The organism is Psychrobacter sp. CX5, assembly GCF_057621535.2.
This window is the reverse complement of sequence record NZ_CM177735.1, coordinates 515,963-538,786: the sequence shown is the minus strand read 5'-3', so window position 1 is coordinate 538,786 and position 22,824 is coordinate 515,963. Positions and strand designations below refer to the sequence as shown.

The window sequence follows — 22,824 nt, the reverse complement described above, 5'->3', positions numbered from 1 at the left end:
ATTTTATGAGATAAACCTAGGCCAGATGACTTATTTATAAGTGATCTGGTTTTTCGTTATTAGGGCCTGCTTATACAGATCTTAATGACCCTAGATTTTACATCCGTTTTTTTACCCAGTTTATGATGAGGTAGTTATGTTTTTGGCAGTTGATACCGTTTTTGACCAGTGTTCTGTGGCCATCGTCCGTGAGGATTTTCAGGTATTAAGTTGCCATACTCAAACTGGGAAGCGCGAGCAAACTCAGCAAATACTTCCCATGATTGACATGGCTTTGCAACAAGCTGGCGTTAAACTAAATGACTTAACGGCGCTTATTTTTAACCGTGGTCCAGGGCCTTTTAGTGGTATTAGGATCAATACAGCTGTTATTCAAGCACTGTCAGTGGCTCACAACTTGCCCTGTGTTGGCGTCTCAAGTTTAGCGGCTATTGCACAATCTGCTTATGACAAGCACGGTATTGAGCACGTTTATACTGCGTTAGATGCTAGGATGAAACAGGTCTATTTCGGTGAGTATCAACTCAGTCAGGAAGCATCCCAGGCTATGGCTAAAGTAATGACTCAAGTAAAAGGCACGGAAGAGTATCTATTGGATTATGAACAGTCGACACCGAAGCAATTGTCAATCGCTGGCAATGGTGCAGCGCTTTTAACGACTCAGCCTGAACAAACGTTATTCACTGATATTCATCCAGATGCAGTGAGTATTGCTAAATTAGGTATTGTCCAGTATATACAAGCGGGGGGTGTCCCTGCTAGTGAAGCGCTACCGGTGTACTTACGTAATGATGCTTGGAAAACCCTTAAACAGCAAGGTGACGCTCAAGCCAATAAGGTATCGTAAAGGTGGTTGGCAGTTTTAAACGCCGACAAAATTGTTTTTAAGTTCAATGACCTATTATTTACAGTGAGCACTTATTTTGGATCTATTATTAATTCTGAAAGCCATCATCATGGGTATTGTCGAGGGTATTACTGAGTTTTTACCCATATCCAGTACTGGCTATTTGATACTATCAGCTGACATTATGAGCTTTTGGACGAAAGATAAAGCGGATTTATTTATCGTCGTTATTCAATTAGGCGCCATATTAGCGGTGATTTATGAGTATTGGGGGCGATTATGGCAAGCCTTAATGGGTCTGATAACGGGCAAGTCTGAGGGACCAAATGCATTAAAGAACCCTCGTCAATTGGGTCTCAGTCTTATTGTTGCGACTATCCCAGTCATGATCGTCGGCTTTACGATGGCGGATCAAATTAAGCAGTATTTATTTAACCCTTACACCGTTGCGACAATGCTAATCATCGGGGGTCTGCTTATATTCTACGTAGAGCGCAAACCAATCCCCGTTAAAGCGGAAGAGGCAGAAGATGTTAGTTTAAAGACAGCCTTACTTATTGGGCTGTTTCAATGTTTGGCACTTATTCCGGGGACATCACGCTCAGGGTCAACTATCATTGGCGCCCTGTGGCTTGGGGTATCGCGCAAAGCAGCCGCTGAGTTTTCATTCTTCTTAGGTATTCCTGTTATTATCGGTGCAGGCTTGCTTGATATGCTCAAGCACAAAGACGTTTTGTCCAGTAATGAAGACTGGGTCGTCTTGGGTGTGGGCGTTGCGGTATCCTTTATTATGGCATTATTGTGTATTCGTTGGTTGGTAGATTGGGTCAGCCGCCGCGATTTTACACTCTTTGCATGGCTACGCATTATCACAGGTATATTAGTATTAGTCGTCTCATGGATGTTTAATTACACGATTCAGGGTTAAATATAGGTTTTTAAATCCAATGGTTATAAAGAGGGATAAAACAGTCTTAAAAGTGCCGCTGATTTATCCTACAACCGTGGCAGGTGATACCCTCAATGAGATTGATAGCCTGATTAAAGCATTTGATTTACCCATTGAATTAGATTTCACTGAAATTGAGCAGAAGCTTACTCAAAAAATACGCAAGCAATTAAGCGCAACTTTTGATCAGCCCCTACTTCTTATTGATGATAAGCAGCAACTGTCTTTGCTCATTAATCAAATAAGTGTGTCGCCCGAGTGGAAACATTTGCAACGCCGAGTGGTGAGTGCAGGACGAAAGTCTGAATTGCTATTACAAGCGTGCAAAATAACAGACGATAGCCGAGTGCTTGATGCCACAGCCGGCTTTGGACATGATAGTCTAATTTTAGCCAGTACAGGGGCGCAGTGTCTCTTATTAGAGCGAAATCCATGTATGGCGCTGTTGTTAAGCTATGAGCAGCAACAAATGGCTAAGCAAAAAAACTGGCAAAAACTAATGGCCAGATTGCAAATACGCTGTGAAGAAGCACTAGGATACATGACAGAGCTATCAAAGCAGATACAATCAAAATCCACGACAACGAGTCTTGAAGTCAATAAACAAGATGCTATCTTGTTTGATGTGATTTATCTTGATCCAATGTTTCCTGAAAATAGTTATGAGCATAGCAGCACGCATAAAGGCGCTAAAGTAGGCAAACATATGCAAGCGTTGCATCATATCGCTCTACCGCCAAAGCTGATAGAAGAACAACAGTTATTAGAACTTGCATTAAGTTGTATAAAACCGGGCGGCAGGGTTATTGTTAAAAGACCAGTCACTGCCCCCGTATTTGCCAATAAATTGGCAGATGCTAGTTGGCAAAACGATGTGGTTCGTTTTGATGGGTATTTAGGTTAGCTGTTATCTATAGTTTGTATCTAATAGTCAATAATCAGCTCTCGTTATTCACCCTTTTTATTAATATAATTTAAGTTACTGCATTATAGTTGAACGTTAAGGCATTACTTAATTTCGTCAAGAACCTACTTGATTTATTTAAAAACTTTCTAAATTTAAAGACTTACTAAATTTAGGTTTAAATGCTAAGCTAACTTAAAATAAATGATGTACAACATTAATTATGACTCAATCCTCACCCCAGTCAAACCATGCACACCCAACAGCCGTGCAAAGCATCTTTAATTTGCCAAATAATTTAACCATCGCTCGTATTATGATGATACCGTTATTTGTGGCTATTGCATATTGGCCGCCAGCGTTAGGTATTGGCGTGCCGATGATATCTGATAATGCAATTGCAAATATCGGTATGAACATGGAAGCCTTTAGTGACAGTATGCTGCGCCACTTATTATTGACATTATTGTTTGTATTGGCGGCACTAACTGACTGGTTGGACGGTTATTTGGCGCGTAAAATGAATATAGTCTCTGCCTTTGGTCGATTTTTGGATCCAGTGGCAGATAAGCTGATGGTAGCTGCGGCCTTAATCGTACTGGTTCAGTGGCATCCAAATATCATTATGTCTATTGCAGCAATCGTTATTATTTCAAGGGAAATTGCGGTGTCGGCTCTACGTGAATGGATGGCAGAATTAGGCGCACGTACCAGTGTGGCGGTGTCTTATGTAGGTAAACTTAAGACGACGTTTCAGATGGTTGCTATTACTGTACTGTTATTAAATATTGAGTCTCTTGAGATACTAGGTTATATATTAATGATGGCAGCGGTCATATTAACGCTATGGTCTATGATGATATATATGAAAGCAGCCTGGCCTTATTTAAAACAGGGATAGGATTTTAAATAGAGCTAAACTTGAATTATTTTAAGAGGTTATAGCTTCTGTATAAAATTACCTAACCATTATAGGCAAGGTTTAGGCATAGGTTTAGACTCGGTTAAGCTTACTAAACCTATTGTTTGTCTTGTTTGTCGCGAAAGATATGTTTTGAAAAACGTTCTAATTAAAAAACGCCTCAATTTATCATTGAGGCGTTTTAGATTTGAAGAGTATCTGAATAGTAGTGCTAAGAATAGAGCATAAACGTCAACTATAGTCAAAGAACTTTAAAGTAGTCACAAGGCAACCGAGTTCAAGTACTTCTGGAGTAGGCTTAACGAGGTTAACGCGGTGACTCTTTATAAGTTCGCCGACTATAATTAAAACGGCGACTGATTAAAACTCAATAGAGAAGTTTTCACCCATGTCTTCTGCTGTTTTTCCATCTTGAACGGCTGCTGCAGCCATTTTAAATATATTGATGATGCCATTTCCACTAAACCAATATTCTGCACCATTTGGTACGACTTTAATCAGCTGGATATCGTCATCTTCTTTGCCATGCTCATAAAATGAGGCCATAACGGGTGACCACAATTCATCGAGCTTGTCTTTATCCTCTACCAATTCAGCTTTACCATTGATTGAGACATACTTTTTTTCGTCAGGGCTTGAGTAAGCTAAGTTGATCTGAGGATTACTTTTAATATCTTCAACAAGATCTGAACCTTTACTACCAACGAACCAAATTTCACGTGCCCCTAGGCCAAATTCAGCCGTGGTCATTGGGCAAGAGTGTAAATGACCTTCATTGGTAACACTGGTTACCATAGCATAAGTCACTTGATTAATAGCGTCAGCGATTTTGTCGATTTGGGCTTGTTTACTCATTATAATTTCCTAAGGTTAGTTTAAAAAAATATTTTTAATAATTTATTTTTAACAGTTAATAAAATAATAATTTATTAAAAATGAGAAAAATTTCTAATTAGCTAAATGAAATCTTAAATAACCTCAATTATAGAAAGTAGATAAAGTAGGTAATGGCTTGTGAGTCTTTGTAATTTTCACAAGCTTTGAGTAAATAATCTTTGGATGAATTGAGTTAAGTAGGCAACGTTTGAGCAGACTTCTTGCTATAATAACGCCTAATTAAGACGATGCTAGTCTATTTCAAACACTAGCCTGATTAACCTTTAATACTCTTTTTTAATATATTGTTTCTACTAATTGTTTCTACTTCAAACTTTGATACTTCGGAAATTGCCTTATGATGACCCTCGCTGGACACCGTTTTTTAACCGAGTTTAAAACCAATCAACTGATTGAGCAGTTAAATAGCCAAACGTCGCTGAGTAAGACAGGCGCAGTGAGAAAAATAGAGACTCAGCAAGTATACGTCCTATCACGAGAGCTTAATGAGGCTGAGCGTAAAAAGGCGCTGGACCTATTAAATCAAGGCGAAGAAGTGGTGCCTATTGAGGTGCAATCTGACCAAATACAAGTGATTGTCAGCCCACGGTTTGGCACTATCTCACCATGGTCTAGTAAAGCCACTGATATCTTTAATAACTGTGAGCTTGATGTAGAACGAGTTGAGCGAGTCGTTGTCTTTACCTTAATGGGTGACAATCTGCCCTCTAAACTACCGCATGATGCTGAGCAGATCTTGCATGATCGTATGACCCAAAGCTTAGTGTATGACATGCGCAAACTTGAGGCGTTATTCGATGATCATAGCCCAGCGCCTCTAAACCATGTAGATATCATGAATGAAGGTCGCAGCGCCTTAGAGCATGCCAATCAAAAATTCGGGTTTGCGCTGTCGACAGAAGACATAGATTATTTAATGAACGCATATGGCGAGGCGCTTAAGCGCAATCCAACCGATGTTGAACTGATGATGTTTGCTCAGGCCAACTCAGAGCATTGCCGTCATAAAATATTCAATTCTGAGTGGACAGTGGACAATGAGGTGAAGCCAAAATCATTGTTCAAAATGATTCGTAACACCCACGAGAATAATCCGCAAGGTATCTTATCCGCCTACAAAGACAATGCTGCGGTTATGGAAGGCTTTAAAGCAGAGCGCTTTTATCCACTACCGACGGTTCAGCTTGGTGGCGCACTGGATGAAGACATTTTATCAAGCGAGATGCACCGATATGACTTTCATGATGAATCTATTGATATCTTGATGAAAGTTGAAACCCATAACCACCCAACCGCTATTGCCCCTTATGCCGGTGCATCAACGGGTGCCGGTGGGGAGATCCGTGATGAAGGCGCAACGGGGCGTGGTGGTAAGCCAAAAGCTGGCTTAACGGGATTTAACGTCTCGCATTTACATTTGCCAGATTTGCCAGAAAAATGGGAGCAGTCAGGTAAAGTCAGTAGTAAAGACTATGGTAAGCCTGATCGCATGGCGTCAAGCTTAGAAATTATGACTGAAGCACCGTTAGGTTCAGCAAATTTCTCGAATGAGTTTGGGCGTCCGAATCTATGTGGTTATTTCCGATCGTTCCAGTTAGATACCAGTAAAGAGCAAGATGGTAGTCAAATGCGTGGCTACCATAAGCCAATCATGATCGCTGGTGGTTACGGTAATATCAAACGCAACTTAGTCGAGAAAAACAGCATTATCGAGGGCGATTTACTGATCGTACTGGGTGGTCCTGCAATGCAAATCGGTCTTGGGGGTGGTGCGGCGTCATCCGTAGACAGTGGTGAGCTTGATGAAGGCTTAGACTTTGCTTCAGTACAGCGTGATAATGCGGAGATGGAGCGTCGTTGCCAAGAAGTGATTGACCGCTGTTGGGCTTTGGCTGGTAATGATGCAGATGCCAGTCAGGCCATTAAAGATGGCAATCCGATTGTCTCAATTCACGACGTTGGGGCAGGCGGGTTATCTAACGCCATGCCTGAGCTGGTCAATGACCATGAAATGGGCGCGATATTAAATCTGCGTCATATTCCGTCTTTAGAGGCGGGCATGTCACCGATGGCAATATGGTCAAATGAAGCTCAAGAGCGTTATGTATTGGCGATACGTCCAGAGAGTAAAGCCTTATTTGATGCAATCTGTAAACGTGAGCGTTGTCCCTATGCTATCTTGGGTACGGCGACTAAAGTACGTCACTTACAGGTAGACGATGAGTTGCTAGAGGAGCAGCCAGTTGATATGCCAATGCAAGTGTTGCTTGGCGGTACACCACAGATGAAGCGTTCATTTGAGCGTGAAAGCAGAGAGCTTGCGCCATTAGATTTAGCAGATATGCCTTTAAGCAATCAAGTAAGCAATCAGGATGAAGGAACTAAGCAAGATGCAGGCTTTGATCTAAAGCAAGCGGTACACGATGTATTACGTCATCCGACTGTGGCGAGCAAATCATTCTTAATCAGTATCGGTGACCGATCTATTACAGGTATGGTCACCCAAGATCAGTATGTGGGTCGTTACCAAGTACCGGTGGCTGACTGTGCCGTGACCAGCTCAGGCTTGTTGTCAAACACCGGTGAGGCGATGAGTGTCGGGGAGCGTCCACCTGTTGCGTTAATTAATCCAGCTGCGTCAGCACGGCTAGCGGTGAGCGAAGCCATTACTAATATCGCAGGGGCGCGTATTAACAAAATTTCTGACATTACCTTATCCGCAAACTGGATGGCCGCCTGTGGTGAAGACACCGAGGATGCTGCCTTATACGATGCTGTCTATGCGATCGGCGAAGAGCTGTGCCCTGCATTAGGTATCGCCATTCCAGTGGGTAAAGATTCACTGTCTATGCGTGCTAACTGGACGGAGGATGGACAGGATAAATCGGTCGTTAGCCCCATGAGTCTGGTAATTACTGCCTTTGCCCCTGTGCAAGATGTGAATAAAACCCTGACACCTGAGCTTAAAAATACAGATGCCGCGCTTTACCGCTTAAACTTATCAAAGGGCAAACTGCGCTTAGGCGGGTCTATCTTGGCACAAACCCAAAGTCAACTGGGTAATGAGTGTCCCGATCTCGCTGATCCACAAGATCTCATTAACTTCTTTAACTTCATCCAAGCTGGTAATGAAAATGGCGTTATCAGTGCATATCATGATATCGGGGATGGGGGCTTGCTCGCGACGGTGGCTGAAATGCAGTTTACCAATCGCTTAGCGATCAATCTAAACCTTACCAATGACAATCTGCTAGGTCAGTTATTTAGCGAGGAGCTAGGCGCTGTGATTCAAGTGTTACCTGAGCATCTTGAAGCGGTGATGGCGCTGGCTGATGAGCATGGCGTTAGTGATATGATGAGTCTCATCGGCCAAACGTTTGAAACCCCATTAGGCGGTAGCAATCAAGACCAGCTCACCATTATTACCCCGCTTCATCAAGGTGAGGATGCTTTAGTCTTTAACCGTAGTGACCTACAGCAAACCTGGTCGCAAGTGAGCTATCACATTGCCAAACGTCGTGACAATCCAGAGTGTGTTCAGCAAGAGTTTGACTTAATTGCCGACACCAAGCATCACGGTTTGATTGCACAAGCACAGTATGACCTTAATCAAAAAGTAGAAGAGCCGTATCTGGGCAGCCGTCCTACAAAACCAAAAGTCGCCATTCTACGTGAGCAAGGCGTCAACGGGCAGTTAGAGATGGCAGCAGGATTTGTGCGCGCAGGTTTCGATGCTGTCGATGTCCACATGAGCGACTTGCTGTCAGGTCGCATTGACTTACGTGACTTTAATGGCTTGGTTGCCTGTGGTGGCTTTAGTTATGGTGATGTCTTGGGAGCAGGCTCCGGCTGGGCAAACTCCATCTTATTCCATGACGAGTTACGCATGCAGTTTGTGCGCTTCTTTACCCGTCCGGATACCTTTAGCTTAGGGGTGTGTAACGGGTGTCAAATGATGGCGCAGCTAAAAGACTTAATCCCAGGCGCAGAGAACTTCCCACGCTTTACATACAATAAATCAGCGCGATTTGAAGCCCGTACCGTCAATGTCAAAATTGAGCGGAATAAATCATTGTTCTTCAAAGGTATGCAGGACAGCATCTTACCGATTGCGGTCGCCCACGGTGAAGGTTTTGCCACCCTTACCCAAACTGATATTGATGGGATGGCTCACCATGGACAAATCGCCATGCGGTATGTGGACAGTCGTGGCAACCCAACTGAGACGTATCCATTGAACCCGAACGGTTCGATTGGCGGCGTAACTGGTATCTGTAGCACTGATGGTCGTGTGACTTTGATGATGCCGCATCCTGAGCGTAATCTACGCGCGATTAACCACAGTTGGAAGCCTGATGAATGGGCGGATGATGGAGCGTGGATGCGTATGTTCCGTAACGCACGAGCATGGCTGCGCTAGGAGTGTTTAAAGTTGATTTGGGGTTTTGCGTCAAGTGTGGTTAGCCAAGCGTAACCCGCTAGTTATCTATCAATAGCGCTAGATTTGAAGTTAATAAAGAAGTCAATAAAGAAGTTAATAAAAAGGTGAGTCAGTTATCTGGCTCACCTTTTAGTTTGCATAATGAATGGTCTTTTATAGCGTATATTAGATAATGTCGGAGCTATTACCCGCTTTCGCTGCTATCTTGGCTCGCACTGTGGCGTGCGCTAATGCTAAGTGTCGTTCCTGCTGCCACGATACCGCCACTTACCAAGCGCACGCATCACAGTGCTACACCAAGTATATCCGCTACAATCGGGGCTAAAAAACCTTGTTTGGGAATCTCTCAAAGCCTTAAACATTCATCTTTGCTTCTTTTGAAAACAGGGTGTCGTGTTATGAAGTAGCGTGGGTAGAGAAAAAAAGTAACCCAGCTTTTACTTGCCGTAAAAATAATAATTATGATCTACATATGGTGGGTTACGCTTCGCTAACGCCACCCTACGGATCGTGCAAGCTATCGTAGGGTGCGTCTCACGCACCAATGGCATATGAAATATCTATTAAGCCCGCGTAGGGGTGCATGCATAATATTGAATTTTAATAAAATATTACCACGATAACTATCTGTAAGAGCTCGATCTGACCGCTAGCCCTGACATGAGCGGTATCCTGACGACGTCAATGGCGATGCAGACTGTGGCTTGAGGCAGTGTCGAGGTAACAGCAATGACTCAAGCCAAAATAGTCTGCACGCCATTGCCTAGGCAGATACAAGCAGTTGGCAGGATTAGCTACTGTATTATGTTCCGTCTTCTATAGCTAAACCTGAGTTATCAGAGACATCTAAAAATCCGTGGGTTACGCTTCGTTTCACCACACGCTATAACTATTGTTGAATGAAATACAGTGTTGACTATAGCTATTTTATTAATCTAGAGACTTTAGCTGTCTAAGTTTTCTTTGATTAGATTTAAATCCGGTAAAGGCGGTAAATCCTCTAGTTTTTCAAGACCAAATGCATCCAAAAATTCAGGCGTGGTGTGCAAAAGGGCAGGGCGACCTAGCGTGTCGCGATGGCCCTTTTCCATTATCCAGCCTTTATCAAACAGCTGTCTTAATATGTTGCTCGATACCGTTACGCCGCGCACTTGCTCGATATCACTACGGGTTACGGGCTGTTTATAAGCGATAACGCTAAGGGTCTCAAGTAGTGCTTGGCTTAGATTCTCTAATCGCTGCGGGAAGACTTCTTGAATCAAGGCGCTGTATTCATTGCGAATTTGGAGCCGATAGCCACTGGCCGATTCAGTAACACTCAACACTCCTGTGGTCAGGCGTTGTTGTAGCACGACCAAAGCTGTCTCAAGCTCTTGCTTCGAGAGAGATAAATATTTCTTTAATTGAGCGGCGGTCAGCGGGGTTTCTGAGGCGTGTAACAATACCTCGATTCGACGGCTTAATTGGTCATAACGATTAAAAGTGGTTAAATCTGTCGGAGCCTTAGAGCTTGTCTGATCTGGTGAATTGGACATAGATAAATCGTTAGACATAGTAGAAGTAAACATCAATAAAGGGAGAGTTGAGTTGTGGCATTTGTTTTAAGGCAATGTCGGTTGATGTCTTTAATTGCCTAATGCTTGAGATACAAATATAGGAAACGCCAATATTTAAAACGCTCATAAATATCAAAGGCGACGGTCTTAAGCCACCCATTTTAGAGTTAAACTTGATAAGGTATAAGCCGGTTCAGTGCTGTCAATCATATCAGAAAGTGAGTGTAGGGTAGTACTGTCTTTCTCCGCTTCATTATTATTAGAAGGGATGTCTTGTTGCTGGTCTGAAGATTGCTGATTTGAAGGTTTCTGGTCTGATAAATGCCTCATTTGTTGTAGCCCACTAGATGACGGACTATCAACAACATCAATAATATGTCGTTTCATTAATTCTAATACCGCCACAAAACTGACCACCACACCCAGTCGACCTTGGCTAGAGTCAAGCAACTCAATAAATTTGCCTTCACCACGCTCACTTAATTGCCTGCTAATACTGGCGATACGATCTGATAATGGGATAGGGTCAACTTTTATATTGTGCATCTGGTAATCAGGTTTAAGCTGCATTTTAAGGAGGCTTTCAACCAGCATCGTTGCCGGATAGCTGGGTAGCTCCGCCGCCATAATCTCAGGGTCAGGCAAGCTTGCCATCGCCAAAAATACATCTCGTTCCAAACGTATCAAGTTATCTAAACGTCGCGCAGCTTCCTTAATTTGTGCATAGTCCTCAAGACGAGAGATCAGCTCGGCTTTCGGGTCACGCTCATCCTCTATCTTTTCGGGTAGGGGCAATAACAGTTCCGTTTTAATCGCGATCAAAGTGGATGCCATCAATAAATAATCGCCTGCCAACTCAAAGTGATCAGCATCAAGCTCTTCTATATACGCCAGATATTGCTCAGTAATGGGCAAGATTGCAGTATCGGTGATATCAAAGTTATTTTTTTTGACCAAATACAGCAGAAAATCGAGGGGCCCTTCAAACTGGTCGAGCCAAATAGCAAATGCCTGAGGCGGAATGTATAAGTCCTCAGGCAATGATTGCACCGGCGTCGTATAAATCCGAATGCTAAGCTCGTTTGCAGGAGTAGATTCAGAGTCGCTATCAATCTGTTCTGCCTGCTGCTTCAAGTTGCCTGAGAGCGTATTCAAGTCCGTATTTACCTTAATCTAAGTGAGTGAAGTCGCTAATGATCATCCTGCATTTACTTTAGCTTAGCCAGTGGCTTAATACCAATAGCTCGGCGGGTCTTGTCCAGTTGTTTACGGCTATAGCGGCGAGCCTTATCTGCCCCCATCTGTAGTATTTCTTCAAGCTCTTTGGGGTTGGCCATTAGCTCAAAATAGCGCTCACGGAAGGGCGCAATTTCGCCATTGATCTTTTCAAATAGGATTTGCTTGGCATCGCCCCAAGCAATACCGGCTTCAAACTGTGAGCGTAAGTCGGCAACTTCTTCAGGGGTCGCAAATGCTTTATAAATCTCAAAGATTACCGAGTCATCGGGGTCTTTGGGTTCTTCTGGGGCTTGTGAGTTGGTGACAATCTGCATCACCGCTTTGCGAAGCTGCTTTTCAGGATCTGTTTGTGGGTTGTATTCCCCAAATAAAGGAATGGTATTGCCATAACTTTTGCTCATTTTGCGACCGTCAAGACCTGTCAACAGGGGCATGTCATCATCAACGACTGCTGACGGTAGGGTAAATAAGTCTTTGTACTTATGATTGAAGGTGCCGGCAATATCACGCGCCATTTCAATATGTTGGATTTGATCACGTCCGACAGGCACATGAGTGGCATTGAACATCAAGATATCTGCAGCCATTAAAACAGGGTAGCCAAATAGCCCCATGGTAATATTATGGTCAGCGTCGACATTGGTCTTTTCTAAGTTAGCATCAACCGCCGCTTTATAAGCATGCGCACGGTTCATCAGCCCTTTTGAGCAAGAACAATTTAAAACCCATGCAAGCTCTGGTATTTCAGGGACATCTGATTGACGATAAAATACAACCTTTTCTGGGTCTAGACCACAAGCTAGCCACGTTGCGGCAATGGCTTTGGTTGACTCATGAATTTGCTTAGGGTCGTAGCATTTAATAATGCCATGATAATCTGCTAAGAAGAAGAAAGACTGGTCTTGGTCATTCAGGCTATTGTGTGAGGACTGTATGGCAGGGCGGATAGCACCGACATAATTTCCTAAATGCGGAATACCTGTTGTGGTAACTCCGGTTAAGATACGTTTAGGTTGACTGTCTATTGCGGTTTTTTGTGTTTGATTGGTATCAGTGTGGCTCATAATGTTCCCGATTTATAAAATAGCTTATTTGAGTTGTTATGGATAAGGGGGTAAGGGAGTCAGGTTAATAGTCGAATTTCAACGAATAAATAAGTGCCTAAAAATGTAATGGAACAGTATATCAAATCTTTGTTGTTTTTCTGAATGAGAGTTCAATAATTATCAAGCATAAGAGGGTTTTATCATCTTTAAACCCAATGCAAATAGCTTACTTTAGATATTAACCTAGTCTAAATGAAATTTATAAGTTGATTATTTGAAATTTTTACATAATAATTGAGTGATATGGCGTACTTAAGGATAAAACGCTATTGCATCCAAGCTATTACCTCTTCCTTCACCAACTCAATTATCATACTCCCTCAACTACGTAAGGATACACGTTATGGGCATGTTCGACTATAAAAACTACTCCGTTCAAGAATCTACAAAACTAGTAGAAGACACCAGTAAACTGGCTGCATATACCAATTCGCTTAACTTTTTTAATTTTATACCAGGTGCTGATGCTCTTAATTTACTCGGTACACTTACGGGTGACTTATTTGCCAATGAAACCAATGTCGGCATACCCGATGGATGGAAAGAGCTAACGCCAACTGATTTTGGCGTCAGTGCGGACAGTGTCGATCATGCCGGTTATTTTACGATTCCAAGTCTGTATAGTGGCACGGCATTACCAGGACCTCAAGCCAAAATCTTTGGTCAGTATGATGAGGCTGGTGATCTGGTCCGTATTAACTTTAATGTAGCGGGCACGAATGCTCTCGCAGACATACTTGATTATTTTAATCTGAATACGCGTGAGGGTGTTGAGCTGTATGAGCCTATTTTAGAAATGGTGCGTGATTTTGCCCTTGATAATGGGTTAGATGCTACTGATGTGGTATTTAGTGGCTATAGCTTGGGGGCATCTGTTACCAATGTGTTGGCAGCAGAGCGAGAAAATATCGTAGATGGCTTTTTTACCGATTCTGATTTCATTGCGCATGCCGTGCCGACGATTTATGACAATGGTGATGTGGTCCTAAACGTCGGTTATGAAAATGATGTGACGCATCGTGTGACAGGTAATGAACCTGATTTTTTATCTGCCATTCAAGCTGCAGACCCTGGCCTTGTTAATCCTGATAAGGAGTTTAGTAGCTCTACTGACAACTTTGTACTCTATAATGACGTATACGCGTCTCCGATATGGGATGTCAGCCCATTCTCTTTTATAAACATAGCAACGGGTTGGTATGCACATATTAATGGTATCACCACAGATGCTATTTCTCGTGTGATTGATTCTTCATTTTATGAAGATACCAAACAAGACAGCACGGTTATTGTATCCGATTTAAGTTCTATTAATCGTGGAATGATTTGGGTTGAAGATGACGCTGCCCCTACCAGCTCAAGCCACTTTGGCACCTCAGCTTTTTTAATTGGCACTCAGTATGGCGATAAAATAGCAGGCGGCACTAACTATGATTATATCGATGGTGGTCAAGGTGATGATATTATCAGAGCTGGCATCGGTGTTGATCATATCGATGGCAATACTGGCGTTGATGAAGTGCGAATAGAAGGGCGTAGTGGTGATTGGGACATGTACAAAATGTCCGATGACACCTTATTCTTTGTCGATAAAGATGGCATAAATTTAGTAGAAGCAGATAATGTTGAATCTGTCAGCTTCCAAAATGAGATATTCAGTCATTATTCCAATTACGACATCACTAACAGTGGCTTACAAGACAGTCGTTTCTTTATGAAGTGGTTTAAACGTGGTCAAAAAAGCTTTTTAGATCATGAAGAAGGCACTATCGGAGATGATGATCTAGCTGGTCAAACTGTTTTCGCTCGTGAAGGTAACGATACTGTCACCGGTACTAGCAAGGCCGATATCTTACATGCAGGACGTGGCGATGATGTCATCATGGCGATGGGTGGTCATGATCGTGTCTATGGCGCTGAAGGCGATGATATTATTAATGGCGGTGCGGGAAATGATACGTTAATCGGTGGCGTAGGCAACGATATATTTGTTTTCGATGCCCTATCAGGAAATGATGTTATCAAAGACTTCAACAATGATGCAGGTTATAAAGACATCCTACAGTTCTCATCAGACCTATTTAGTGATGTCAGTGTGCTCAGCACTAAAACCAGTCAAAACGGTGACAATGTTTCAGTGGCGCTTGGCAATGACTATGTATTAACAGTTGAAAATTGCTTAGTTGATGAAGTGCTAAGTTGTGCTGTTGTTATTTAAGAGAGTGTTATTTAATTCAGAGGTTTAATCAGGTGTTATCTAACACGACACTATATGGTTAAACGTCCTTAATCTCATTAACTAAATAGTTTTATGATAATTATATAGGGTCGATGCTGATTAATTAGCAGCGACTTTAAAATTTATAGGTTATACATAAAAACAGGTTAAACTAAACAAGAAAAGTTACACTATAAAAGACAGATCAGTTGATGGGTGCTTGTATAGCAAACCGGACTGATGCTGTCTTTTTATATTAGCATCTTATTTATAATAGTCAGTTCGTCCAGATTCACCATGTTTATAGCGTTTGTGAAACCACATCCACTGAGTGGGATCTGTTCGAATTAAGCTTTCTAAGACCTCATTCACTCGAGTAGCGTCAGCCCGTTCATCATCAGTAGGGTAGTTGTCTAGTGGCGGTGTAATGGTGAGATGATAATGAGGCCGTCTGCCACGGCGAAGCTTATCTGGGGTTTGTCTATAAGTGTGTAGAGCCATAACAACGGGAGGATTGGACTTGTTTCCGAGACGAGCCAGACGTCGAGGGGCGGTAACTGTAGCAGCCGGTACGCCAAAAAATGGTGCCATAATGCCGTGCTTTAAGCCATAATCTTGATCGGGAGAATACCAAACTATTTTTCCGTCTCTAATTCTAGAAACAAGTTTTTTCATATTATGGTGATCAATTTGCTCATCAAAGATTTGACGACGTCCGTTATAGATTAGCCAGTCTAGTAGCTTATTATTTTGAGGACGATACACACAGTCAATGGGTAGAAACTGGGTAAATAGTCGACCACCAAGATCAAGCATCGTATAGTGACCGCCTAATAATAAGACTGCTTTATCTGCATTTTTTGCGTCAATTAAGTGGTGTAAGCCTGATATAGATACGGTACGCGTAAAGACATCAGGACGATACCAAGCACATAGCGTCTCAAAAAGCCCGATCCCTTGATTGATGAAGACCTGCTTTGCCATACGCTCACGCTCTTCAGGCATTTTTTCTGGAAAGGCAAGCTCTAGATTGACAAGTGTCACCTTGCGACGACTCTTAGCAACTGTATAAACCAAGATACCCAGTTGCCTTCCTATCCAAAATTGGAAACGTAATGGCAAGTATATTAAGGGCATTAACATAGCAAGAAATAACCATATGCCCCAGTACTGTGGCAGTAGGAAGGTAAACTTAAAAGGCTGCTTGTTAGCCTTATGGGTTTGTTTATGATTTTCGCTAATAGTTGGCATACCCTCTGGGATAGCTACGGGCTTAGGCGCTGAGCTTAATGAGTTGTCAGAGAGGTTAACTGCTGACCTAGTTGATCTGCCGGACTGTGATAGGGAGGCAGACTCGGGATTAAACTTCTGTACTGCAGAGTGAACAGGAATCTTTTTAGATTCCTGCTTAGGTGACAATTTAGGGTTATTGATAGAGTCTGTCATAGTCAGTCATCACAATTTAGCGTCAGCTGCTTGCTACGAAATCTTAATTTTCCAATTCATCCCAGCGTTCAAGCTTGAGCATTAATGCGTCATCAATATCAGCAAGTCTCTCGCTGGCGGCCGTGGCTGCATCAAAGTCTGTCGTAAACCAACTACCATCCGCTAATTTGAGTTGTAATTCAGCTTGTTCTTGTTCAAGTTGAGCGATTTGCTCAGGCAGAGCATCAAGCTCGCGTTTTTCATTATAACTAAGTTTGCGTTTAGGTGTTGTGTCGGTGATGTTGTCATTACTCTTGTTGACAGACGTGTTTGACTTATCTCTGGCTTTAGATGTATTACTTTTCTCAGAGTTATTTGGTTTTATATCACTTTCACGCTGCTTTTGGATCAAATAATCTTGATAGCCACCCACGTATTCTTTGACGATACCCTTACCGGCGTCATTTTTATCAAACACCCAGGTTGAGGTTACCACATTATCCATAAACGCACGGTCATGGCTAATGAGTAATATAGTACCATTAAAGCTGGCAACTGATTCCTCTAATAGTTCGAGTGTGGCCATATCTAAGTCATTGGTTGGCTCATCGAGTACCAGTATGTTGGCAGGCTTCAATAACTGTTTTGCTAAAAGAACACGATTACGTTCACCGCCTGATAAGGCTTTAACAGGCGTACGGGCACGTTCTGGCGCAAATAAGAAGTCTTGCAAATAGCTCATGATGTGAGTCTTTTTACCGCCAACATCAACGAAGTCAGAGCCTTCAGAGACGTTTTGAGCGACACTGGCTTCTAAGTCTAACTGATCACGAAGTTGGTCAAAAAACGCAATCTTCAGATTGGTGCCCATAGTGACACTGCCAGTTTTGATGATTTCATTATCAGACTCATCCAAAATGGCCTTTATTAGTGTGGTCTTACCAGCCCCATTTGGACCAATAATACCGATCTTATCACCACGAATAATGGTCGTGCTAAAGTTATCTACCAACACATCACCATCATACTCAAGGTGTAAATTTTTGACTTTACACACCAGTTTGCCACTTTTATCACCGCTAGTCATCGTAATATTGACATTACCTACTTGCTCGCGGCGTCTTTTGCGCTCTTCACGGAGCTGTTGTAGTTCACGTACGCGACCCTCGTTACGAGTACGACGTGCTTTAATACCTTGGCGAATCCAAACCTCTTCTTGTGCTAGTTTTTTATCAAAATTGGCATTGTTTTTTTCTTCCGCTAATAGCTGCTGCTCTTTAAGCTCTTGATAACGTGCATATCCGCCAGCCCCTTGAGTAACGTCATAACTGGTTAATTTGCCGCGGTCTAACTCAATGATACGAGTAGCTAACTTATCAACAAAAGCCCTATCATGGGTTACAAAGAGCAGGGTAAGACCTTGCCAATCTTTTAGGAACTGTTCTAACCATTCAATACTCGCCACGTCTAAGTGGTTGGTCGGCTCATCAAGCAGTAGGATATCAGGCTTGGTAACCAAGGATCGCGCCAGCAAAACGCGTCGTTTTCGGCCACCAGATAGGGAGGATAAGTCATCTTCTGGATCAAGCCCCATAGTCGTAAGAATTTGTCGCGCTTCTCGTTCTAAGTCCCAGCCATGAGCAGCGTCAATATCATGTTGGAGGTCAGACATTGCCTCACAAGCCTTCATATCACCTGAGGCACATGCATCCGCTTGTTCATTATAGGCAATCAATAGTTCAGCCGTTTTTTTGTCGCCGCCCATGACGATGTCGAGAATACGACCTGTACTTTCAGGGACATCCTGTTCAAGCATAGCCACTTTTACGCTACTATTAACAATGACTTCGCCACTATCGGGGGTAATTCTGCCATCAATTAATTTGAATAAAGTGGATTTGCCTTCTCCATTACGACCGATTAGACAGACGCGCTCTCCAGCTTCAATGCTAAGATCGATTCCATCAAGGATAGGGGCTACGCCGAAGGCAAGATGAATGTTCTTTAAGTTAATTAGTGCCATAAACTTCTGATTACCATTATTATATAGAGAGCTAGTACCCCATTATTACTGTAGTTAATACATAATGACATTGATACTAGCAACTCGATAGAATTACTTTAAGAGAGTTATTTTAAGAATAAGTTACGTGTTAAAATTGAGCACAGTATATCATGCACTTAGCCGTTCATGAGTTGACAATATTTCGTATCCATTAAAATTATTCGCCTGATAAACTATTTCAAGGTATGAACGTATCATTTTAGAGCTTAATACTTTAGAGATTAATACCGTTATTAGTCTGCAATTAGTCTGCACGAAGGTCACTATAACTGTCTTATATAAGAAGTCAAAAATGTCAAAACCCCTAATGCCAAAACCATTAAATACTGAAATTAACCCGCTATCGCTTCAAGAACAACTCACGGAATTACAAGCTAATGTGGCATATTTAGAGCTCACGGTGGATAGTTTAGACGTGGTTATCACCAAACAAGATAAGCAAATACGAGATATGCAGCGTCAACTACAACTGATGTATCTACAGTTAAATAAGCAAAGTGACTCTGGCATCGCGCCTTTCGACGCTGAGTCTGAAGTGCCACCTCATTATTAAATAATTATTTAATAATATTTTAAACCTATGAATGAACCCTATATCGACACTCTTCATCTAAAACGTATCAATACGGTTTTAGGCGAACGTCTGTTCAGCCTCTCTTAGGGCGAGTTCTATTATCACTGGACCTAATCTTTTATGATGCTGGTATATTAGATATATTAAACGTTCAATTAGATCCTAATATTTATTATATCCGTTATGTTTATCATTGGCGTCTTATAAATGGTCTTTAAGACTTAAGACTAGAATATTTTGTATTTTTCTAAACTTAATTTAAATATAAACTAACGTTGTTTAAATTAAAAAACATTTATAGCATTATCAAAGTGTTGCATTTTATTTAGTGATTGAGTAGTATTGTCACGAACTGAACATATGGTGTAATAAAGTAACAGCTATATTAATAATTGTTTTACTAGTGGTTACTTTACGTTTTAAGTCTAGTAACGTGAATGATAGCTTTATCTCGCTATTGCTTCAGTCATACCCCCTGACCTTTCTTTCCTAATCTTAACGTCATCCTATAAATGGATTTTTGGAGTACTCAATGCGTCCATTGTTTAATATTAAACCCCTTGTAAGCACAATCACTGTTTTGTCAATAGCTAGCACGGCTTCTGCGGCGGGTCTTGATCGCTCTGGTCAAACTATATCTGCCTTCTTACAAGATGGTACTTATGCTGAGACCGTATATACTTATATCGATGCAGATGTAACGGGTAAAGATAAATACGGTAATAAAATTGATGATATTGCTGAAGACTATGATTTTTTCCGCTATGGCGTTAAAACTGATATTAATGACACGTTTAGTGTTGGTGTATTGTATGACGAGCCATGGGGCGCTTCTGCGGACTACGAAGGTGACAATATCTTTGTGGCTAAAGGTGATGCAGATGCTACCGTCAAACATATTTCAGGCGGTAAAATTCCGAGCGTTGCGGCTGGTCAAGCTGCCTATAACAATGTTAGAAACCAAATTGGACAGATCCTCCAAAATGGAGGAACGCCACCAAAAGAATTAATGGATCAAGCCACTCAAATTGGTGCGGTTTTAGGCGCTGCCCAAGTAGAAGCGTCTACCATTGGTCAAGAAACTAAGGTGGAAGTCCGTAGTGAAAGCTTGACCGGTTTACTAGGTGTAAAACTGGGACAAAATAAAAACTTTCAAGTTTACGGTGGCCCTGTTGCACAACGTCTTAAAGCAGATGTTAAATTAAGAGGAATGGGGTATGAAACGGCAAACGGTTATAACCTTAATGTAAACCGTGATACCGATTACGGCTGGATTGCAGGTATACAATATAGCAAACCTGAAATTGCTCTAAAAGCCGCTTTAACGTACCGTTCTGAGATCGATCATGATGTCACAGCAGCTGAAACTATGCCGTTATTAGCCAGAATTAATCAAGAGCCTAATCAAACCACTGATATGAAGATTACAACCCCAGAATCAGTAAACTTTGATTTCCAAACCGGCGTTAACCCAACGACGCTAGCAACAGCAAAAGTACGCTGGGTACCTTGGAGCGATTTTGCTATTACACCACCACTATATAATGAATCAACCAAGCGCGTTTATCCTAAAGGTTTAAATTTAGTTGATTATAAAGATGATCAATGGCAAGTTGAGTTAGGACTTGGCAAGCGTTTAGCTGATAATTTAGCGGTTTCGGGTACCGTTGGATGGGACAGTGGAGCGGGTGATCCTGCAACTTCTTTAGGACCTATTGAAGGTTATTATAGTGTTGGTCTTGGTGCTAAGTATAATTTCGATAAGAACTGGGCGATCTCAGCTGGTGGAAAATACTTAATGTTTGGTGATGCGAAAGGTAAAATTCCTAATGATAATATCGTCAGTGATTTTAAAGATAATGATGGTTATGCACTAGGTTTACAAATTTCTTATCAGGATAATTAGTCTTTTAGAAAGTATTACCCTTTTTTTTAAAAAAACAGCCATTTGGCTGTTTTTTTATTTATTTAAGAAAAACTTAAAACAGTAGTTGCTATAACTAGCGACTTTATTTATGCTTATTACAAGAATTAACATATCATACATATTTGTAATTTAATTTATAAATATTTTAACGTATTAACTCATTTGGTAATGGACTGCCAGATACTCTCGTCATTAAATCTGTTTTAGGACGGATTTTCGGGAGAAATTATATTCATGGAGGATTCCACATGTCGCAAAATTTCCCTATTTCTAGGCTCACCTTAGCACTACTAACTCTTCCCATTGCTTCATTATCGTACGCTTCAGGCATTGATCGCTCGGGTCAAGATATTAAAGGCTTCTTTAATCCAGGGACTTACGCAGAAATTGACTATGCCTATATTGATACCGATGTTTCTGGCCATGACAACGGCGCTAACCCTTATGGTATTACCTCAGATGAAGCAAGCTATAAAAAAGGTGATCCCACTGGAAATGTTACAGATGACCCATATACTTTTATGCGTTATGGTGTAAAAACTGACGTTAATGATAATATAAGTGTCGGTGTATTTTATGACGAGCCTTATGGTGCGGAAGCTGAATATAAGGGCGAGAGTAAGTTTACCTCTCAGCCAGGCACTCAAAGTCTAATCAGTGCTACTGGTGGTCCTAATGGTGGTCCTCTGGTTGTACCGACTGATATTCTTAACTCAGCCACTGCCGACGACCCTGATTATAGTACACATACAAAGGTTCGTTTACATACTGAGTCATGGACAGGCTTAATTGGGTTTAAAACAGATAGTGGTCTCCAGGTATTTGGTGGTCCAGTCCTACAAAAAGCAGAAGCACAAGTGAATCTGCGTGGTCAGGCTTATGGTCCCTTAACCGGATATGAAGCTAATGCTAATAATGATGATGCGTGGGGCTGGGTTGCAGGTTTAGGATATAGTAAGCCTGAGATTGCTTTAAAAGCGAACTTAACTTATCGCTCAGAAATTGATCATGAGACGTCACTATCAGAATTAATGCCTGCACTTGATAATTCCCTTATTAAAAATGTTTATGTTGGTCAGTATAATAACTTACATCCTGATAACCCCATTTCACCTACTCTTGCCGCTAATATTGGGCCTGAAGCTATTACTGAAGCGACGGTTACAACACCAGAGTCCGTTAACTTTAATTTTCAAACTGGCCTAAGTGCGAAGCATCAGTTATTAGGTACTTTGGATGTTCGTTGGATACCTTGGAGCGATTTCAGAATTGATTTACCTCTCTACAATGCTTATTCGAAAGGGGCAGTTGCAGAGGGTTTACCTTTAATAGAATATAAAGATGATCAATGGAGAGTTGATATAGGGTTAGCAAAACGTTTTAATGACAAGCTAGCCGGATCTGTGGTTGTCGGATGGGATTCTGGTACTGGAGATCCAGCAAGCTCTTTAGGTACTGTTGATGGATATTATAGTATTGGCGGCGGTTTAAAATACAATGTCACGCCTGAATGGGCTGTTTCAGCTGGCGGTAAGTATCTTAAGTTTGGTGATGCTACAGGGCAGTTGCCAAATGGTAGTGTTGTGAGTAAGTTTGAAGATAATGATGGTTTTATTGCTGGTGTTAAGCTCTCATATCAAAGCCTGTAATCTCTAATTGATTTGATTTTAAACTTTCAAAAGTTAAGGGCATTAATTAATGTTCTTAATAGCTAAATCTGAAAATATAAAGTTTAGATTGATATGATTTAAGCT

15 protein-coding genes are annotated in these 22,824 nt (G+C 41.7%); 9 read left to right on the top strand and 6 right to left on the bottom strand.

All coding sequences use genetic code 11. The features are described from left to right. Positions 1-136 precede the first annotated feature (136 nt). The 4 genes from tsaB to pgsA all read left to right on the top strand — a co-directional run bounded on the left by tsaB (position 137) and on the right by pgsA (position 3,601). The gene (gene tsaB / locus AC21OG_RS01970) at positions 137-847 is read left to right on the top strand and encodes a tRNA (adenosine(37)-N6)-threonylcarbamoyltransferase complex dimerization subunit type 1 TsaB (RefSeq protein WP_487377406.1); all 711 of its coding nucleotides are present in this window, start codon (positions 137-139) and stop codon (positions 845-847) included. Positions 848-923: 76 nt separating this feature from the next. Next, entirely contained in the window at positions 924-1,775 is an 852-nt protein-coding gene (locus tag AC21OG_RS01965) for an undecaprenyl-diphosphate phosphatase (RefSeq protein WP_486545845.1), read from the top strand. A 19-nt stretch (positions 1,776-1,794) separates the two neighbouring features. After that, a complete protein-coding gene (locus AC21OG_RS01960; RefSeq protein ID WP_487377407.1) occupies positions 1,795-2,700 on the top strand; it encodes a class I SAM-dependent methyltransferase in 906 nt (301 codons plus the stop codon). 223 nt (positions 2,701-2,923) lie between these two features. Next, complete coding sequence (gene pgsA / locus AC21OG_RS01955) at positions 2,924-3,601, top strand: CDP-diacylglycerol--glycerol-3-phosphate 3-phosphatidyltransferase (protein ID WP_487377408.1); 678 nt, start codon at positions 2,924-2,926, stop codon at positions 3,599-3,601. Positions 3,602-3,982: 381 nt separating this feature from the next. Here pgsA and AC21OG_RS01950 read toward each other — a convergent pair whose 3' ends face one another. Next, positions 3,983-4,477 carry a pyridoxamine 5'-phosphate oxidase family protein gene (locus AC21OG_RS01950; protein ID WP_487377409.1) on the bottom strand — a complete coding sequence of 165 codons (495 nt, stop codon included), beginning with the start codon at positions 4,475-4,477 and terminating at the stop codon, positions 3,983-3,985. Between the two features lie 379 nt (positions 4,478-4,856). On the opposite strand from AC21OG_RS01950, the gene purL reads away from it, so the two are divergent. Next, positions 4,857-8,939: a phosphoribosylformylglycinamidine synthase gene (gene purL, locus AC21OG_RS01945; protein WP_487377410.1), complete on the top strand. Its 4,083-nt coding sequence runs from the start codon at positions 4,857-4,859 to the stop codon at positions 8,937-8,939. A gap of 965 nt (positions 8,940-9,904) precedes the next feature. On the opposite strand, the gene scpB is transcribed toward purL, so the two are convergent. From scpB to trpS, 3 genes are all read right to left on the bottom strand, one after another. Further along, positions 9,905-10,495, bottom strand: a complete 591-nt coding sequence (gene scpB, locus AC21OG_RS01940) for an SMC-Scp complex subunit ScpB (protein WP_487377411.1) — start codon at positions 10,493-10,495, stop codon at positions 9,905-9,907. A gap of 168 nt (positions 10,496-10,663) precedes the next feature. Further along, a complete protein-coding gene (locus AC21OG_RS01935) occupies positions 10,664-11,650 on the bottom strand; it encodes a segregation and condensation protein A (protein ID WP_487377436.1) in 987 nt (328 codons plus the stop codon). A 74-nt stretch (positions 11,651-11,724) separates the two neighbouring features. Continuing rightward, positions 11,725-12,819, bottom strand: coding sequence for a tryptophan--tRNA ligase (gene trpS / locus AC21OG_RS01930; protein WP_487377413.1), 1,095 nt, complete (start codon positions 12,817-12,819; stop codon positions 11,725-11,727). 385 nt (positions 12,820-13,204) lie between these two features. On the opposite strand from trpS, the gene AC21OG_RS01925 reads away from it, so the two are divergent. Beyond that, positions 13,205-15,079, top strand: coding sequence for a calcium-binding protein (locus tag AC21OG_RS01925; RefSeq protein ID WP_487377415.1), 1,875 nt, complete (start codon positions 13,205-13,207; stop codon positions 15,077-15,079). A gap of 264 nt (positions 15,080-15,343) precedes the next feature. On the opposite strand, the gene AC21OG_RS01920 is transcribed toward AC21OG_RS01925, so the two are convergent. Together AC21OG_RS01920 and AC21OG_RS01915 are read right to left on the bottom strand one after the other, a co-directional pair. Beyond that, positions 15,344-16,330, bottom strand: coding sequence for an LpxL/LpxP family acyltransferase (locus tag AC21OG_RS01920; RefSeq protein ID WP_487377437.1), 987 nt, complete (start codon positions 16,328-16,330; stop codon positions 15,344-15,346). A gap of 238 nt (positions 16,331-16,568) precedes the next feature. Next, a complete protein-coding gene (locus AC21OG_RS01915; protein WP_487377416.1) occupies positions 16,569-18,527 on the bottom strand; it encodes an ATP-binding cassette domain-containing protein in 1,959 nt (652 codons plus the stop codon). A gap of 334 nt (positions 18,528-18,861) precedes the next feature. Between AC21OG_RS01915 and AC21OG_RS01910 the strand changes: the two genes are divergently transcribed. From AC21OG_RS01910 to AC21OG_RS01900, 3 genes are all read left to right on the top strand, one after another. Next, a complete protein-coding gene (locus AC21OG_RS01910; RefSeq protein ID WP_487377417.1) occupies positions 18,862-19,122 on the top strand; it encodes a SlyX family protein in 261 nt (86 codons plus the stop codon). A gap of 553 nt (positions 19,123-19,675) precedes the next feature. Then, entirely contained in the window at positions 19,676-21,049 is a 1,374-nt protein-coding gene (locus AC21OG_RS01905; RefSeq protein WP_487377418.1) for an OmpP1/FadL family transporter, read from the top strand. 269 nt (positions 21,050-21,318) lie between these two features. Further along, entirely contained in the window at positions 21,319-22,719 is a 1,401-nt protein-coding gene (locus AC21OG_RS01900; protein ID WP_487377420.1) for an OmpP1/FadL family transporter, read from the top strand. Positions 22,720-22,824: the final 105 nt, after the last annotated feature.